The sequence below is a fragment of the Geobacillus sp. FSL K6-3411 genome (genome assembly GCF_037965715.1).
GTDB lineage: Bacteria > Bacillota > Bacilli > Bacillales > Anoxybacillaceae > Geobacillus > Geobacillus thermodenitrificans.
Genome location: NZ_CP150187.1, coordinates 1,775,872 through 1,792,773, shown reverse-complemented (window position 1 = coordinate 1,792,773; position 16,902 = coordinate 1,775,872). Strand labels below are relative to the sequence as shown.

The 16,902-nt window shown below is 39.7% G+C and carries 17 protein-coding genes and 3 pseudogenes; 6 read left to right on the top strand and 14 right to left on the bottom strand.

Annotation, left to right across the window (positions count from 1 at the left end; genetic code table 11):
• Nucleotides 1-120 precede the first annotated feature (120 nt).
• On the top strand, nt 121-999 hold the full coding sequence (locus NSQ22_RS09135) for an IS982 family transposase (RefSeq protein WP_008881892.1): 879 nt from the start codon (nt 121-123) through the stop codon (nt 997-999).
• Nucleotides 1,000-1,060: 61 nt separating this feature from the next.
• Nucleotides 1,061-2,229, top strand: a protein-coding gene (locus tag NSQ22_RS09130) for an IS3 family transposase (RefSeq protein ID WP_087959838.1) whose coding sequence is annotated in 2 segments (ribosomal slippage) — nt 1,061-1,328 and nt 1,328-2,229 — 1,170 coding nt in all. Because the reading frame shifts where the segments join, the coding sequence is not laid out codon by codon here.
• On the opposite strand, the gene NSQ22_RS09125 is transcribed toward NSQ22_RS09130, so the two are convergent.
• The 8 genes and pseudogenes from NSQ22_RS09125 to NSQ22_RS09090 form a co-directional block, all read right to left on the bottom strand.
• A complete protein-coding gene (locus tag NSQ22_RS09125) occupies nt 2,204-2,734 on the bottom strand; it encodes an N-acetyltransferase family protein (protein WP_339264567.1) in 531 nt (176 codons plus the stop codon). The two genes, NSQ22_RS09130 and NSQ22_RS09125, sit on opposite strands and share 26 nt — an antisense overlap.
• Before the next feature lie 70 nt (nt 2,735-2,804).
• On the bottom strand, nt 2,805-2,960 hold the full coding sequence (locus tag NSQ22_RS09120) for a hypothetical protein (RefSeq protein WP_161939248.1): 156 nt from the start codon (nt 2,958-2,960) through the stop codon (nt 2,805-2,807).
• A 13-nt stretch (nt 2,961-2,973) separates the two neighbouring features.
• Entirely contained in the window at nt 2,974-3,840 is an 867-nt protein-coding gene (locus tag NSQ22_RS09115; protein ID WP_097354527.1) for a permease, read from the bottom strand.
• 75 nt (nt 3,841-3,915) lie between these two features.
• Complete coding sequence (locus tag NSQ22_RS09110) at nt 3,916-4,362, bottom strand: MarR family transcriptional regulator (protein ID WP_339264563.1); 447 nt, start codon at nt 4,360-4,362, stop codon at nt 3,916-3,918.
• A 164-nt stretch (nt 4,363-4,526) separates the two neighbouring features.
• Nucleotides 4,527-4,949, bottom strand: coding sequence for an arsenate reductase (thioredoxin) (gene arsC / locus NSQ22_RS09105; RefSeq protein WP_011887409.1), 423 nt, complete (start codon nt 4,947-4,949; stop codon nt 4,527-4,529).
• Between the two features lie 20 nt (nt 4,950-4,969).
• Entirely contained in the window at nt 4,970-6,031 is a 1,062-nt protein-coding gene (gene arsB, locus NSQ22_RS09100; protein WP_339264562.1) for an ACR3 family arsenite efflux transporter, read from the bottom strand.
• Nucleotides 6,032-6,057: 26 nt separating this feature from the next.
• Nucleotides 6,058-6,405 carry a metalloregulator ArsR/SmtB family transcription factor gene (locus tag NSQ22_RS09095; protein WP_100660429.1) on the bottom strand — a complete coding sequence of 116 codons (348 nt, stop codon included), beginning with the start codon at nt 6,403-6,405 and terminating at the stop codon, nt 6,058-6,060.
• A gap of 391 nt (nt 6,406-6,796) precedes the next feature.
• Nucleotides 6,797-6,895: pseudogene (locus tag NSQ22_RS09090) on the bottom strand (arsenic metallochaperone ArsD family protein); the annotation flags it as partial.
• A gap of 874 nt (nt 6,896-7,769) precedes the next feature.
• Between NSQ22_RS09090 and NSQ22_RS09085 the strand changes: the two are divergent.
• From NSQ22_RS09085 to istB, 3 genes are all read left to right on the top strand, one after another.
• Nucleotides 7,770-8,960, top strand: coding sequence for an ISL3 family transposase (locus NSQ22_RS09085; RefSeq protein WP_008878914.1), 1,191 nt, complete (start codon nt 7,770-7,772; stop codon nt 8,958-8,960).
• Between the two features lie 817 nt (nt 8,961-9,777).
• Nucleotides 9,778-11,367, top strand: coding sequence for an IS21 family transposase (gene istA, locus NSQ22_RS09080; RefSeq protein ID WP_311088183.1), 1,590 nt, complete (start codon nt 9,778-9,780; stop codon nt 11,365-11,367).
• Nucleotides 11,364-12,128 (top strand): IS21-like element helper ATPase IstB, encoded by a 765-nt coding sequence (gene istB / locus NSQ22_RS09075; protein ID WP_081157650.1) that lies wholly within the window; start codon nt 11,364-11,366, stop codon nt 12,126-12,128. Before istA ends, istB begins: the two co-directional genes overlap by 4 nt.
• A 459-nt stretch (nt 12,129-12,587) precedes the next feature.
• On the opposite strand, the gene NSQ22_RS09070 is transcribed toward istB, so the two are convergent.
• Both NSQ22_RS09070 and NSQ22_RS09065 read right to left on the bottom strand, forming a co-directional pair.
• Nucleotides 12,588-12,788, bottom strand: coding sequence for a hypothetical protein (locus NSQ22_RS09070; RefSeq protein ID WP_311089695.1), 201 nt, complete (start codon nt 12,786-12,788; stop codon nt 12,588-12,590).
• A 136-nt stretch (nt 12,789-12,924) separates the two neighbouring features.
• A complete protein-coding gene (locus NSQ22_RS09065) occupies nt 12,925-13,437 on the bottom strand; it encodes a GNAT family N-acetyltransferase (protein WP_008879116.1) in 513 nt (170 codons plus the stop codon).
• A gap of 144 nt (nt 13,438-13,581) precedes the next feature.
• Here NSQ22_RS09065 and NSQ22_RS09060 point away from each other — a divergent pair, with 144 nt between their 5' ends.
• Nucleotides 13,582-13,956 carry a winged helix-turn-helix domain-containing protein gene (locus NSQ22_RS09060; RefSeq protein ID WP_339264559.1) on the top strand — a complete coding sequence of 125 codons (375 nt, stop codon included), beginning with the start codon at nt 13,582-13,584 and terminating at the stop codon, nt 13,954-13,956.
• A 32-nt stretch (nt 13,957-13,988) separates the two neighbouring features.
• Here NSQ22_RS09060 and NSQ22_RS09055 read toward each other — a convergent pair whose 3' ends face one another.
• The 4 genes and pseudogenes from NSQ22_RS09055 to NSQ22_RS09040 all read right to left on the bottom strand — a co-directional run.
• Entirely contained in the window at nt 13,989-14,579 is a 591-nt protein-coding gene (locus tag NSQ22_RS09055; protein ID WP_327054346.1) for an AAA family ATPase, read from the bottom strand.
• Nucleotides 14,580-14,881: 302 nt separating this feature from the next.
• Nucleotides 14,882-15,373, bottom strand: a complete 492-nt coding sequence (locus NSQ22_RS09050) for an N-acetyltransferase family protein (protein WP_327054345.1) — start codon at nt 15,371-15,373, stop codon at nt 14,882-14,884.
• 276 nt (nt 15,374-15,649) lie between these two features.
• Nucleotides 15,650-15,789 (bottom strand): annotated as a pseudogene (locus tag NSQ22_RS09045) (arsenate reductase); the annotation flags it as partial.
• 37 nt (nt 15,790-15,826) lie between these two features.
• A pseudogene (locus NSQ22_RS09040) lies at nt 15,827-15,975 on the bottom strand (arsenical-resistance protein); the annotation flags it as partial.
• Nucleotides 15,976-16,902 lie beyond the last annotated feature (927 nt).

Here is a 16,902-nt window from a genome sequence, read left to right as displayed (position 1 = left end):
AACAGAGAGATTATAATAAACCCGTGGTGCTAGATAAAATCTCAAGACATAAAAACAGCCCTTGCATGAGGATCTCCTTTAAAATGAAAGTGCGAACAAACATCCAAAAGGAGAAGTCCCATGCAAGAGCACTTTCATTTTACAATAGACCAAGCAAAAATTCAAAAGCAATATGCCGCGATCTTATTCTTTGTATCAGAACAATTGCCTTGTATCCAGATGTATTTACAACGTCGAAATTGTCATTTGTTGAAGCAAGAGGATGAGGTCATCATCGCCATTCACATTCTTGGAAAATTGCTGGGGTTTACTTCGGAACGGGCTTGGCATCGATTTGTCATTGGAAACCTGTTCACAAAGGAAATGTTCCCAGAGCGCTCTCGATACAACCGTCGATGCCGGTCGTTGCGTTGGGCGATCAAATGGATTCGTCACCAACTCGCCAAACGTGGACAACATCACGCTTATGCGGTGGTGGATAGCTTACCCATTGAACTCTGCCACCACGCACGAATGTATCGCGTCAAACGATTTCAAGGAATCGCAGATATTGGGTATTGTGCATCCAAAAAGATGGCTTACTATGGATTTAAGCTTCATCTTCAGATTACCGACCAAGCGCTTCCGATGGGATATGTCCTGACCGAAGCATCCTGCCACGACCGGACAGCTGCGGAAACCGTGATGGCCCAACTTCCTCATCCGTATACACTTGGCGACAAAGGATATGTGAGCCAAGCCTTGCAAAAGAAACTATACGATGAATACAAAATCGCTTTTTGGACGCCTGCTCGGAAAAATCAACGAGTTGCGCAATCAAAAAAATGGAAACAATGGATGAAGCAAAAACGCAAAATCGTCGAAACTGCGTTCTCGGTTTTAGTGGATTCATTTCGGATTACGGAAATTCGTGCCAATTCGGTTTCTGGATTTGAAACAGCGCTTGATGGCATTTTATTGGCCCATTCTCTCGTTGTTCTTGGGCTAGTGGAGCGTTGACGCTCAACTAGCACCACGGGTTATAATAAACTTAATTACAATCAGTTCGAGGTGTCCAATCATGAAAAAGAGAACATTTGATCAAGAATACAAGATTCAAGCCGTTGAGTTATGCTTGGAGGGGGATAAGTCCATCGCCCAAGTGGCAAAAGAGTTAGGTTTGGCATACAACACTCTTCACCGTTGGGTCAAAGAATACAAAGAAAGCAATGGTACAAGCTTTGTAGGTTCAGGAAATATCAAGCCACAAAACCAAGAAATCATCGAATTGCGCCGTCGCAATCAAGAGCTGGAGGAGGAATTAGCGATCCTAAAAAAGGCGTTAGGCATCTTCACCAGAAACCAGAAGTGATTTACGCGTTCATTTTTCAACATCGAAATGAATTTCGCGTGGTGAAGATGTGCCAAGTTCTCGGTGTTTCTAAAAGTGGGTATTATGCATGGCTGAAACGACCAAAAAGCAACCAAAAAGAGAAAAAAGAACAACTGACCCAACAGATTCGAAATGAGTATCTCAAGTCACGCAAGATTTACGGTAGTCCGAAAATTACGCAAGAACTACGCAAACAAGGAATTGGTGTGTCCCAAAAGACAGTCGCTCGCATCATGAGTGAAGAAGGATTAAGATCCATTACGGTACGTAAATACAAGGCAACGACGAATAGTAATCATCCTTACAACGTGTATGTGAATCTGTTAGAACAGAACTTCCAAGCAACGGCTCCAAATGAAGTATGGATGGCCGATATCACGTACATTCCTACTGATGAAGGATGGTTGTATTTAGCGAGCATCATGGATTTATATACCCGTAAAATCGTAGGATGGTATATCGATAACCAAATGACGAAAGAGTTAGTCATTAAAGCCTTACAACGAGCGTTAAACAACGAGAAACCAACAGGGAGAGTCCTCCATCACTCGGATCGTGGGAGCCAATATGCTTCAAATGACTATCAGCAGCTCTTACAGGAACACCATTTTCAAGTGAGCATGTCGAGACGTGGGAACTGTTACGATAACGCTTGTATCGAGTCGTTTCATAGCTTAATCAAGAAAGAATGTATCTATCCGAATCGATTCCGTACGCGAAAAGAAGCGAAACAAGCCATTTTTGAGTACATCGAATGTTTCTACAACCGTAAGAGAAGTCATTCCGCTCTTGAATATGTATCGCCATGTGAATTTGAAGCTGCTTACTACGCTAATCAGAGAAAGGTAGCTGTATAAATTCAGCTATTTCTCTCTGTTTAACGTGTCCGTTTTCTTGACATAACACCAATATAACATCACGCCATACCCCATTTAACTTTCCTATACGTTGTCGGATACCCACTTTACGAAATCCAACGCTTTGATGTAAACGTAAACTTGGTATGTTTTCAGGGAAAATCCCCGCAGTTAATGTCCAAAATCCTTTTGCTTCTGATTCTTTGATAATGGCTTCTAGAAGTTGTTTTCCCACTCCTTTTCCTCGACTCACATCTCGAACATACACACTCACCTCTCCCACTCCTTCATACACGCAGCGATCCGATACTTTACTGATCTTACACCAGCCTTGAATGCTTTCTTCGTCTTCAGCGACTAAACATAAATTTGCGGCAATGGTCGATTCCCATTTTTCGAACGATGGTGCTGTCGTTTCAAACGTTGCTTGTCCTGTCGCAATTCCTTGCTCGTAAATCTCCTTCACTTGCAGCCAATCCTCTTTGCGAAAGCGGCGAATGTTCATATGAAAAATCCCTCCTTATTTTCATACAGAAAAGGCACTAGGAATCGCCTAATGCCTTTTCCATGTCACATTAGCAACACTCACGATTGGATGTAGATGGGCAACATTCACGTTCCATAGTGGCTTTGTTTGCAATATCTTCGCTTTCTTTTACTTCCACAATTTGAATATCGCAGCAACCTTGCTTTTCTTTGGAATTGCCAAATATAACTTTCAAGATGTTCATGTGAATTCCCTCCTTAAATGATATAGAATAAAAATCCTGATAACGTCGCCATCGTCATGACAGAGCCGACAAACGCAAAGACCAGCTTCTTTCTAAAGATACTGTGTAATAATGTGATCTCCGGTAAGCTTGCTCCTGCTGAGCTAATCATCAGCGCCATGACTGGTCCTAATGCCATGCCTTTTGCAATCAACATTTGCGAAATGGGAATCATCGTGGAAAGGCGGATATACAAAGGAATTCCGATGATTGCTGCAAGTGGAACAAGCCACCACTTATCACCCCCTATATAGGTTGAAATCCATTCTGTCGGTACAGCACCATGAATAATGGCTCCAATGCCTGCACCCAAAAGCAAATATGGATAAACCGTTTTTATTAAGTGAAAGGTCTCCTGTAAAGCTTCTCTCATGTTTCGTTTCTTTCCGATCTCTACTTCTCCTTTCACCATTACTTGCTTCACTTGATTTTCAAATCCGAATTTTTCAAGCGTGAAACCAATCAGTATGGATAAAATGGTGGTGATAATGGTATAAGAAATCGCTACTTTTACTCCGAGTGTTGCAGCCATGAGTGTCAATATGGTTGGATCGAGCACAGGAGAAGCAAAGAGAAAAATCATCACAATACCGAAACGGACCTTCTGGTTTAAAAGCGATACGACAACCGGGATCGTAGAACATGAGCAAAACGGTGTCACAAAGGCAAACGCGACAGCAATCAGTGCTCCGAATAACGGATGGCGCTTTGTTAACAAACTTTGCATTTTATCATAAGGAATATATCCTTCTAAAAAGTGAATGACGAACGAAATAGCAAAAAACAAAAGAGTTAATTCCAACACAATAGAAAGAAAATCCTGAAGAATCGCTATGCTCATTTGTTATCTCTCCTTATTTTATTTGTAAAATGCAAATATCGGTTTAACGAATAGGCAAGCCTAGATACGCTTGCCTTAAAATAACGGTTTACAACAAATGCTCGATTTTGCCATGCACTCATTCAACAATTTAATCGAACGAATCACGGTTTCTTTCTCAAAATCAGTCATATGGGAAAATACCTCGTCTAAATATCGATTTATTTCTCGATCGATGGTTGTTGCGATAAACTTTCCCTCGGTGGTTAACGATAACATATATACCCTTCGATCTTCAGGGAGTGGTGTTTTTTTTACTAATCCCTTTTTCACTAAATTTTGAATCTGTCTGCTGAACGTGGTAATATCCATTCCCAATACTTCAGCCACTTGTTGCATGGAAGGAGATTCTCTTTTGTCAATTTCATAAAGAATATGGCTTTGAACAAGAGAAATATCTACAGCATCAATAGAACAGCAATTTTTATTCAACAATCCGAAACGACGTGTCATCACTTGAAACAACTCTCTAATGTTTTCCATTTTTTTCACCTCTATAATTATTTATATCACATTATTTGCAAATTGCAACTTTTTTATTTTAAAAAATAAAGAAAATTTTATCGACATGTCTCATCCTTTGTTTTGTATGAAGTATTTATTAAATAAAATCAGCCGAGAAGATTCTTCTCGGCTGTCATTCAGTCTTATTCGCCTGTTTCAGCAAATTTTTTGATGCGCGCGCCGATTTCATCGCGAACACGACGGAATACAGCTAATTTTTCCTCTTCCGTTCCTTCCGCCTTTGCCGGGTCATCGAATCCCCAGTGTACGCGTTTCACATTTGGCGGGGTTACTGGACAATGGTCTGCTGCATGACCACATAATGTTACTACCAAATCAGCTTTGTTTAAAATTTCCGGATCAATGACATCCGATGTCTGATTTGAAATATCAATCCCTACTTCTTTCATGACTTTTACCGCGTTTGGATTTAGTCCATGTGCTTCAATGCCAGCGCTGTACACTTCCCAATCATCACCAAGATATTTTTTTGCCCATCCTTCTGCCATTTGGCTGCGGCAAGAGTTACCTGTGCATAAGAAGTAAATGATCTTTTTGTTTTTCATGTTTCCTTCCACCTCTGTTGTTAGTATGATACTGATTCTGTTTTAAAGTATTTTCGTTGAAACCATAGTGCCACGTTGACCAACGCAATCATGACAGGCACTTCCACCAGTGGTCCAATAACAGCTGCAAATGCTGCACCAGAATGGATCCCAAACACGCCAACAGCTACGGCAATCGCTAACTCAAAGTTATTACTGCCAGCTGTAAAGGCGAGTGTGGTGGTGACAGGGTAGTTCGCTCCAAATTTCTTCCCTATGAAGAAGGAAACGAAGAACATCAACACAAAGTAAATGAACAATGGAATAGCAACTCTCACTACATCCAACGGCAAACTTACGATAGCGTCTCCTTTTAGAGAGAACATGACGATAATCGTAAACAATAAAGAAATCAATGTAATCGGGCTGATTTTTGGAATGAATACTTTTTCATACCATTGTCTGCCTTTTGCTTTTACCAACAAAAAGCGCGTCAACATTCCGCCAAGAAACGGAATTCCTAAGTAAATGAACACCGACTTGGCGACTTCCATCATTGTAATATCAACGACAGCACCTTCTAGTCCTAACCATTCTGGAATGATCGTCACAAACACATACGCATAAACAGAGTAAAATAGCATTTGGAATACAGAGTTAAACGCCACCAGTCCAGCTGCGTACTCCCTGTCTCCTTTCGCTAAATCATTCCAGACAATCACCATCGCAATACAACGTGCCAGACCGATTAGGATGAGTCCGACCATGTATTCGGGTTTATCCGGCAAGAATACGATCGCCAATACAAACATCAATATTGGTCCAATAATCCAATTCTGCACAAGGGACAAACCCAATACTCTTATGTCTTTAAAGACGTGTCCCATCTTCTCGTAGCGAACTTTTGCCAACGGAGGATACATCATTAAAATTAAGCCAATGGCAAGTGGAATCGATGTGGTTCCTACCTGCAAACTATTCATTCCGTCTACAAAGCCCGGAAAGACGAATCCTAAGCCAATTCCTGCTGCCATAGCAAGGAAAATCCAAAGCGTTAGGTATCGATCCAAGAACGATAGACGTTTTTTCCCCGTATTATTCATTTTTTCCTCCCAATTTAATTAGTAGGTTAACAACCACAACGGAGCGTAGGGTTGTTTTCCTCAATCTTACGAATATTCTCTGTTTGATCTGGGACGTGTTGCAGAATATCTTGGATGAAATCATATAACTCATTTTGTGGATTGAGGGAATAATAAATCCACTGTCCCCTCCTATCCTCTTTTACTAATCCTGCATCTTTTAACTTGCGAAGATGCTGACTAATAGACGGCTGACTCATGTCAAACACCTCAAGAAGCTCGCATACACAACACTCACGTTGTTTTAAAATTGCCATGATCGTTAAACGTGTTTTATCACCAAGTAACTTTAAAGCATGTGAGGCTTTTTCTATTTCCACTACTGTCTTTTGCACGGGAACACCTCCTATTCTTGTATGATTATATAGTTATTTACTTATATATGAACGAAAATGAAATATGATACTCCTAAATGTCTTTATTTGCAATTTTGTTTATCTCACACTAAATAAACGATGTCACATCTTTCATATCCACGGCATGGATATTGTAGTATAACCATACTTACTCTTCCCTTAATAAGCATATAACTACATACTTATATAAAACAAGAGAAAAAAACAATTTTAACATAATCTTTACAAATTCAAACGAAAGTATGAAAGTAGGTAAACAAACCGGTCTTTTTCCGTTAATATACGCTGCACGGCTTGATTATCTAAAATGCATCCGGCTCATTGGCAGATTATTATCGTTTGATCGGATACCTTTTTTCTTGATGACTTAGACAGCAAACGCGATTCTTGTTAATTCAGGATCGACACTCGGACCACATATATCCGTAGGACAGCACATTGTCAGGTCGAAGATTCTAATCTTTTTCATTCTATTCGTTTTTTCCTGCCTTTTTAGTTGTTTAGGTATTTTTTGATTTAGTTTTGTTGATTATTTAGCACATAGTTCTATTTTTTTACAATTTCAACTTTTCATCAAAATTAGCTTGGCTGTTTCCTGTGCTCCTGCCCCGGTTTGAAATTCAACATTTGGATACGTTTAAGTATGATGAACGAAATGTATATTTAAGTGCTATTTGTATTATTGACATTTTCTATCACGATTTCACCATTTGAATATTCCCTTACAATCCTTTTTTGATGATGTTTGTGTTGTGGGGTTTGGCACGATTTTTGCTCGTTTTCCTGTCATTTTTATGTATTGTGACAGGAGCTATTACAAGATGAGAATAGACAGGAAATGCAGATAAAAAAGAAGGAGCTTTTTAATCAGCTCCTCTAGACCTCATTCCCCTCTGCATCTATCTGCTTTGTACCTCCTCCAAAATGCCATCCATTAACCTCTATAAAATCAATAAACTTATCCCAAAATTCATCATGTTCTACAGATTTATTATCATCATTGGCACATATACAGCCCTCTATATACTCCTAGCTGTTTTTTCTGCTCCATACTATTTCCTCCTCTAGCTTATCAGTCAAATAAATAATACCACAGCAAAAAAAGTGGGGAGAGCCAAATTTGCAGAATTTATGGATTTAAATAAATGTAACAGTCAGGAACGATTTCACTTTTATTGTGAAATTTATTACAACGAATCTGTATTCTCACTACTGTGCATCATAAACTGAAAAAATAAGGGTTCATCACCAAATTTTGTGATTTAGTGACAAAAAAGAGAAAGCACTGACGAGATCCTGGCAATAATGTTAGCGGTGAAATAAACATTAGGGAGGTCTCGTAAGTGCTTTCTATATCACTAGGATTGCCAGAATTTAAAGTTATTAAACACGAACTTCTTTCCTATGGTTATGCGATTCATGTAGAGAAAACAGAGACACAGGAACGTTGCCCTCATTGTGGGTTTGCTACTTCCTCTGTCCACGACAGACGGACAAGAAAAGTACGGGATTTGGCGATTTTCCATCAACCGGTGTACTTGTTCGTAAAGGTAAAGCGCTATCGGTGCTGGAATTGTTCCCAAGTGTTTTCCGCCTCTTTGGAATCGATTCCACCCAATCAACACTACACCAATCGATTTTGTGAGTACTTGTATGAACTTTGCGAAGGCTCCACCATTCAAGAGGTTAGCCGAAAGCACCGTATTCCATATACAACATTGGAACGCATTTATTACTCCATCGCATCGAAAAAAGCAAAAGAGCGTCAAACAGCGACGGAGGTCTCTTCTCCAGAAGGAATGGTGCTTAGTTTAGATGAAATCGCTGTAAAAAAGGGACATCAGTATGAAACCGTATTGATGGATGCCAGAGCCGGATCGGTCATGGGAATGCATGCCGATCGCCAATGTGACTCCGCCATCAACTTGTTGAGCCAAAATGGCCTGTCGAAAGAAATGGTCCAAACGGTGATTCTTGACATGTGGGAACCTTATCATAAGGCGGTTCGCGCCCTGTTTCCATCTGCTTCGATTGTCATCGATAAGTACCATGTGGTTCAAAAAGTGACACAAGCCTTGGATCAAGCAAGAAAGGAATTTTCTCCATTGAAAAAGGCTCGATATCTTCTCTTAAAAGGCTGTGAAAAGCTTCGTAAGGACCAACGGCTTCGATTAGACGATATCTTGGAGGAGTATCCGGTACTTTCCATTGCTTATTATCTGAAAGAGTTGTTTCGGGATTTTTACCGAACCGATGGATATAACGAAGCAAAGGAACGCTTGGAAGAATGGATTAAGTTAGCCAAACAGAGCCCTTTTGCTTCTTTTCAGGAAGCAGCCAACACGCTTGAAAGGTGGAAGGAGCCTATTCTTTCCTACTTTTTGTGCCCATATACGAATGCCCGAATCGAGGGGACGAATCACAAGATCAAAAATATCAAACGCCGGGCATATGGCTATCGAAATCTAGAACGGTTTCGTTTACGTGTATTTCTGGAGTGTACAGGGAACACTACAGGTAGTCAGGCTGCCTAAGCACTCCCTTCTTCCGCTATCGGTATGATAGTTGGTAGAATGGAACCCGTCAAGGAAAGCACTTGACTGTTTCCATTCTACCAACTTCGTGGTGTATGCGGAAGAAGGATCCTGACTGATGAACCTATTTCATCCAGCTAACATGTCTCTAGGATTGAGTAGAAATCACAGAAAATGGTGAAGACCCTTTTTATTTTTCTTATTCCCTTCTTTTCCTGGTTTCTAGTTGAAGATTCATTGAGCATTGCTTATTCATTTCTGATATTTAGATTTACATATTCGCAAGCGATAAATTCCATCTTCAGCAAACGAGAGCTTTATTAGTTCAACAAGGAATCAAGCAAAGGACTAATTTGTTTAACAGAGCTAATGAAATAAAAAAGCCGATTTCCCAATCGAGGAATCGACTTTGAAGACGGTCATTTAAACTATCCCCTAATTGATGAAGAATATTTTTTATGGTTCACTAATTCCCATTGCCAATAGCAAAAGAAAAGCAACGACCAAAACCGCTCCATTTCCTATCAAGCTGATAATGAGCAGAAAGAAGCGTTTAGTCATCAAACATGAGAACACTGCGAATAAAATACCAATCATGGATAAGATCAAATAAATTGTGACCACGAAATAAATATTAGCATTTGGACCTCTTTCAATATAGAAAATAATGATACTTATGATTATAGGCAACAAAGTGTAACTGCTAAACTAAAATGGACAGAATCCGACAAATAAAATTGAACACTCATTTACCAATTTTACTCCGAACAGCTATGATAGATGTTGAATGCTATCTAGCTGTTGGAGGGATGGAAAGGTGGATAAGTGGGAAGTGTACATGGAAATTTATCAGCTCTTAAAGCAAGGATTTAGTAAAGCCACTATCGCTAAAAAATTAAACATATCCAGAACGACATTATATAACTATTTAAAACGTTCACCAGAGGAAATGACGATATGGCTGGCTTCTACGAAGCAGCGAAGAAAAAAGTTAGACCCTTACCGAGAGATTATTTTACATTGGATTCAGAAGCATCCAGATCTATCAGCGTCTCAAGTACAAGATTGGCTGGAGGAACAATATCCCGATCTCCGTGTGGGAGAAAGTACGGTCCGCAGCTATGTGAGGAATTTACGAGAGGAGTGGAACATCCCAAAAGAAACTTCTGTCCGCCAATATCAAGCAGTGCCAGATCCACCAATGGGTCACCAAGCGCAAGTCGATTTTGGAAAAGTCAAAGTAAAAAATCAACAAGGAAAGGATATCGTGTTATATTTTATCGCCTTTGTTCTTTCGCACTCCCGTTATAAATACATGGAGTGGCTGAATCGTCCTTTTACGACGAGAGATGTCATCCAAGCGCACGAGAATGCGTTCCAATGGTTTGGGGGAATCCCAAACGAACTGGTTTACGATCAGGACAACCTGATTGTGGTCAGCGAAAATGCCGGGGATCTCATTCTCACGGCCGAATTTGAAGCCTATCGGAGACAACGAAACTTGACTCTTCATGTATGTCGAAAGGCAGATCCGGAAAGTAAGGGGAAAATCGAAAACGTCGTAGGATTTATCAAACATAACTTTGCCAAACATCGGATCTTTACTACTATCGATGCATGGAATGAACAAGGATGGAATTGGCTGCGCCGAACAGGAAACGGCAGAGTTCATAATACGACAAAAAAGAGACCGGCCGATGTGTTCGAACTCGAAAAAGCACACTTACGACCGATCTCTCCATCATTGGACGTGACTGGTGTCCCCAAAACAAACCTTACCAACAGTATAACAAGGACGGTGAGAAAGGACAATACCATTCTGTACAAATCCAATCGATACACGGTTCCGTGCGGAACCTATACATCGTTTGGGAAAACGGTGCAAATCGTCATTCAAGAGGCAGAACAAGAACTCCTGATCTATGATTTGGAAACCGGGGAATACTTAGGGAAACACCCGATCACTCACGGCAAAGGGAAACTCATTCAAAACCGGAATCATCTGCGTGATCGAGCGAAAGGGATCGATGTGTATCTCGAGAGGATTGCCCATGAATTTGAAAATCCGGATGCGGCCAAGGAGTATCTCGAACGTATACGAAAAAACTATCCACGATATATACGGGATCAATTACAGCTCATTCAAAAGCAGCTGGCTCAATCTCCACTCTCTCTGTGCAGCCAAGCGCTGCAAAAATGTATGGAATTACAGTTGTATAGCGCCTCTGCATTTACAGATATGGTCGGTTACTTACAACGACAACATAGATGGAACACTTCCGACAAAGTCGTTTCAGTGAACCGAATTCAACCATTACGTGAGGGGAACCTTTCGGTTTTGGAAGCTCAACCAGCTGTCAGAAGCATCGAAGAATATATTGAGATTTTGGAGGGAAGAACGAAATGAGCCAGCTGGCGAAAGTACAAGAGTTATTGCGAACGTTGCGTTTGACAGAAACGGCTTTTCACCTGCCTGTACTAGTGAAACAAGCAGAAACAAACGAGATGACCTATCTTCGTTTTTTGTCCATAGTATTACAGTATGAACAAGATTGTCGGGAGAAAAAAGCACGGGAAAGGCGTCTAAAATGGGCAGCTTTCCCGTATTACAAGACATTGGACGAGTTTCAGCTGGATGAACAGCCATCACTGACAAAACGGCAATTTCATCAATTGCGGGAACTCGCATGGTTAGACCAACTTTTTAACTTAATTTTATTAGGACCGCCAGGTGTAGGGAAAACCCATTTAGCGATTGGACTTGGGATGGAGGCGATTGATCAAGGGTATAAAGTGACGTTTATTACCATGGGAGAGTTGATTCAAGCGTTAAAAACAGAAGAAATCACTCGCAAATCTCGAATTCGTCTTCAGCGTCTAAGAGAATCCAACCTCGTGATTATCGATGATCTCATGTTTATGGCGATGGATCAACGAGAAGCCAATTTGTTTTTCCATTTGATCAATGACTTGTACAATCAATCATCCATTATTTTAACGTCCAACAAGGGACCAAGTGAATGGGGAGAACTACTGGGGGATCCAGCGATCACTACAGCCGTATTAGATAGAATTATTCATCGGGCAGAGGTGATTCATTTAAACGGAGACAGCTATCGCATGAAGCATAGAATTTCCATTTTCAGCGATGAAACTGTTCAAAATTAATGAGCAAAAAGTGTTCAATTTTACTTGACGGTTACAACAAAGACGCGACACCCAATATATTTCCTGCTTTTTTCTTATTTAACACGATAATCCCCCTTTGTTGATCATAACTTTTTAATAATAGCTATCCGTTCATTCAACCAAAAATCACCTCCGTTTTCCAACATTATACATCATGTAAGGACCGAAACCATCCACTTTTTTATTTTTTTGTCTCTCTCTCTTCCTTCTTTTCCTAGTTGTCGCTTGATTTTTTTCATAAAAGGATCGATACTTCACCAACTGCGAATGCATCGATCATAGACTCACTTCACACCGTTGATGGTTATGCATATGGTGCTACTTTGTTAGTAGAAGCGGCATTTTGTTTTGTTTGCTCAAATTGAGTTTTGAGAACGAGCCATGTGTTGATCAATATCAGCACATCGTTTGTTCTTTTTTTGAGCAGAACTTACTGGTTTATCTTTTTTTTTCTTTGAGGAAATGATTTATTTTTGAAATAATCCCTATAATCATCAACCCGATAAATGCCGCTGCATATCCTGCACCTTCGCTGGTGCCGCCTTGACTGTGATTATACTTTACCAATGTTGTACCTATGATCAATGCAAGGACGGGTCCAAAAATGCAGATAATCAAACCGGATAACCATAAAGGCATTTTGTTATTCAGCAAGATAGCCTACTGTTCAAAAATAAAAGGATGCCCCCAAGACGAAGTAAACGAGAGCATCACTGTCCATATAAACCTCCTAATCATTATGAAATTAATATATAAATAATAGTGGAGCCTCAGTTCAATCCTCCTTCTCTTTAACCCCTGAATATATATAATGGTTCTTACCGAAAATAAATACTTCTTTTTCCTTAGTGAAACCTATCTTCTCCGCCACACGAATGGATGGAACATTTCCTGGATCAATAATACTGATCAGCTTACTTAAGCCCAATTTGTAAAACGCATATTCCTTGCACACTTTGGCCGCTTCTGTTGCGAATCCCTTTGACCAATACGTTTTATTGATGTGATACCCAATCTCCACTTCAATACTGTCATTTATTTTTTGTTTCACAAGACCACAATCACCGATCAATTCATTCGTTTCCTTCAAACAAACCGCCCATAATCCATAGCCATCATTCCGATATCGATCTTGATTTCGTTTAATCCAGTCTTGAGTTTGCTCAATACTAAAAGGAGCTGGATAAAACCTCATGGTCTCTGAGTCAGAAAAAATATGATGTAGAGGAGTAATATCTTCATCCTCATACTGCCTTAATATCAACCTTTGTGTTTCAAGCACAATCATTTCCCCATCCCCTTTTGTTTAACCGTTTTAGCTAAAAATGAATTACTTGCTCCTTCAACCTTTCTGCTCGTTTATCCACCCATGTCGCATTTCAAGTCATCACAGATTGAGGCAAACATTCTGTTCTTCTACCGTCAACGAGTGATGGTCGTTCGCCTGGTCATGGAAGGTGATTTAGGCAAAGAGGCGGCCTCCACAACGTGTGTCGACAAACTGTTTCCCATTCTGTCTCGTTGTTCAACGAAGGTGGGCTGGACCTCTCATCGGGATTTCGTCCCCGGACGCGAGCCGTTTCTCACTAAAGAACAGCAGGGAGAGATCCAGCGGCTCGTGCCCACCACAACTCCCGCCGAACGGGAGTGGGGTGTGGCTTCGGCGTGGAACACCAAACTCCTGCAGTCCTATGGCGAAAAGCACTTCGGCGTTTCCATTTCCCTTGAAGCGCTGCGAAAACTCCGGCACCGTCAAGGTCTGTCATGGACTCGCCCTACGTACACGCTGGGGACATTTTCGAATTAAATAGCATATTTATTCTTCAAAATAAGTGCGAACTACCGTATGTGCTTCATAAGAATAATGGATCTATCAATTAATTTTTTAAAGCGGCCTCTTTTGTCATTTAGTAGAGTTAGACCGCTTTTTTCAGCTATTTCCTCCACTATGTTATCAACAGTTTTGTAGTCAGTTATTATTTTTTCCTCGGTAATCTCGTGATTAAATGCATAAATGCATCGATCAATTTGTGATTTTGCCCATGAATTGCCCCATTCCAATCGTTTGTTAAGGCGTTTTTCTATAGTTTCCTTCTCCGCATAAAGAATGTAATGTTTTATCTCAATACCATCTTCGAGAAGTCGTCCAATGATTTCATCATAATAATATTGACGATTAATTAATGTCATGGGTGATATAATAATACCATCATATGTATCAGATAGATATTTTAACATTTGATAATTGAATAACCTCCACTGTCCATGATTTTGAAAATCTGACTCATGCAGTTCTTTCGGTATATTTTTTCTTATAAAATAACCAATATTTTCTGGGTCGTACACAAAAGATTTGGGCAACCTTTTATTCAATTCATAAGCACATGTTGTCTTTCCCGAACCAAAAGCCCCATTTATCCAAATAATCATTTATTACACCTCTTTTTTCCAAATCAAAGAATATCTCCAGAACAAATGTCTTCGGATAATGGCATTTGGCAAAATAGAATTCACTATTTTGCGAATATCTTTTAAAGGCATATAAACGTCGTGTTTTATATGATCTTTCATTGCTCGATTTTCCTTTTGTCTCAGAGCTTTGTTTTTAATAAAATTCATAATTCGCTTTTTCTACGTGATCACGACATGTGGAGAATACATAATTAACTAACGTCTATTATCATCTAACACCATGAGCCCGTATAATTTAATTGAATATTTAAAAGTCATTATTAATCTATACCCACAATTTGACTACGACGTTCAAGCATAACAACATCACGCCATACTCCATATAACTTTCCTATACGTTGTCTTATACCAACTACACGAAATCCAACACTTTGATGTAAACGTAAACTCGGTATGTTTTCAGGGAAGATCCCTGCTGTTAATGTCCAAAATCCTTTTTCCTCTGATTCTTTGATTATGGCTTCTAGAAGTCGTTTTCCCACTCCTTTTCCCCGACTCCCCTCTCGAACATACACACTCACCTCTCCTACACCTTGATACACGCAGCGATCCGATACTTTACTGATCTTACACCATCCTTGAATGCCTTCTTCGTCTTCAGCGACGAAACATAAATTTGCCGCAATGGTCGATACCCATTTTTCGAACGATGGTGCTGCCGTCTCAAATGTTGCTTGTCCTGTCGCAATTCCTTGCTCGTAAATTTCCTTTACTTGCAGCCAATCTTCTTCGCGAAAGCGGCGAATGTTCATATGGACCCTCCTTTATTTTCATAATAGAAGGCGCTAGGAATCGCCCTAATGCCCTTTACATTAGCAACCCTACTTACGTTGAAATGTAGATGGGCGGCATTCACATTCTATCGTGGCTTTGTCTGCAACATCTTCGCTTTCTTTCATTTGAATATCGCAACAACCTTGCTTTCTTTAGGAATAGCCCAATATCATCTTCAAGATGTTTATTTGAAGTTCCTTCTTAAAATGATTTAGAGTAAAAGTTTGGTAACGGACAAACACAAAGGATGTAATTTTTGCCGCGTTTGGATTTAGCTTGTGGCACTGTACCACTTTCAAATCATCACCAAGATATTTTTTGCCCCTCCTTCTGCCATTTGGCTGCGGCAAGAGTTGTCTGTGCATAAGAAGTAACTGATCTTTTTGGCTTTCATGTTTCATTCCATCTCCGTCGGTAGTATGATACTGGCTTTTTCGTTGAAACCATAGTACCACGTTGACCAATGAAATCATGACAGGCACTTTCATCAGCGGTCCAATGACAGCGGCAAATGCTGTACTAGAGAATGGGTCTCAAAACCATCAATAGCTACGACAAACGCTAATTCAAAATCATTACTGTCAGTTATGTAAAGACAAGTGTCATGGTTGCAGGGTCGTTTGTCCCAAATTGGGCATCCGGTTCTGTATGAGCGATAACACTAATCCATTTAGTTGTTTAGAGTTCTTTCGTTTAGTTTTATTGATTATTTAGCACATAGTTCTATTATTCCATAATTTTGACTTTTCACCAAAATCAGCTTGTCTGTTTCCTTCATCTCTCCCTCGATTTAAAATTCAACATTTGGATATGTTTAAATTTGTACTATTGACGTTTTCTATCACGTTTTCTATCACGTTTTCTATCACGTTTTCACCACTGGAATATTCACTGTCAATCCTGTTTTCATATATTGTTGACAAAAGCCATTACGGGACGAGAATAGACGAAAATGCTAACAAAAAAAGAAGGAGCTTTTTAATCAGCTCCTCTAGACCCACGTTCCCCTCTATATCTATCTGCTTTGTACCTCCTCCAAAATACCATCCATTTACTTTAATCAACTTATCTCAAAATTCATCGTGTTCCACTTCTTAATTATCATTGGAAATATATACAGTCCTCTATATACTTCTTGCTGTTTTTTCTGCTTCATACTATTTCCTTCTCTTGCGTTTGTTCAATATAATGGATGGCAACTTCGACATCCGCTGTAATACTAATTTCCATGAGTTTTCTTATGGCTGATAGTTAATTCCTAAGCCAAACCAAATCATTCCCATACAAGAAACGATTAGAATGAAGTGAAGAATGCCGCCTAAATAGGAGTGGAATCGATTTTCTTTTAGGAGACCAAGCAAGCATATAAGCAATCTGAACAATGAAATCCAAATATAACGGATATCAAAAACAGGAATCTCCGCTATAATTTGTACATTTAACAAAATAAGCAAAAAATATAGCCACCAGCGTATTCAGTATATTGATTCTTGCTATTTTCATTTTC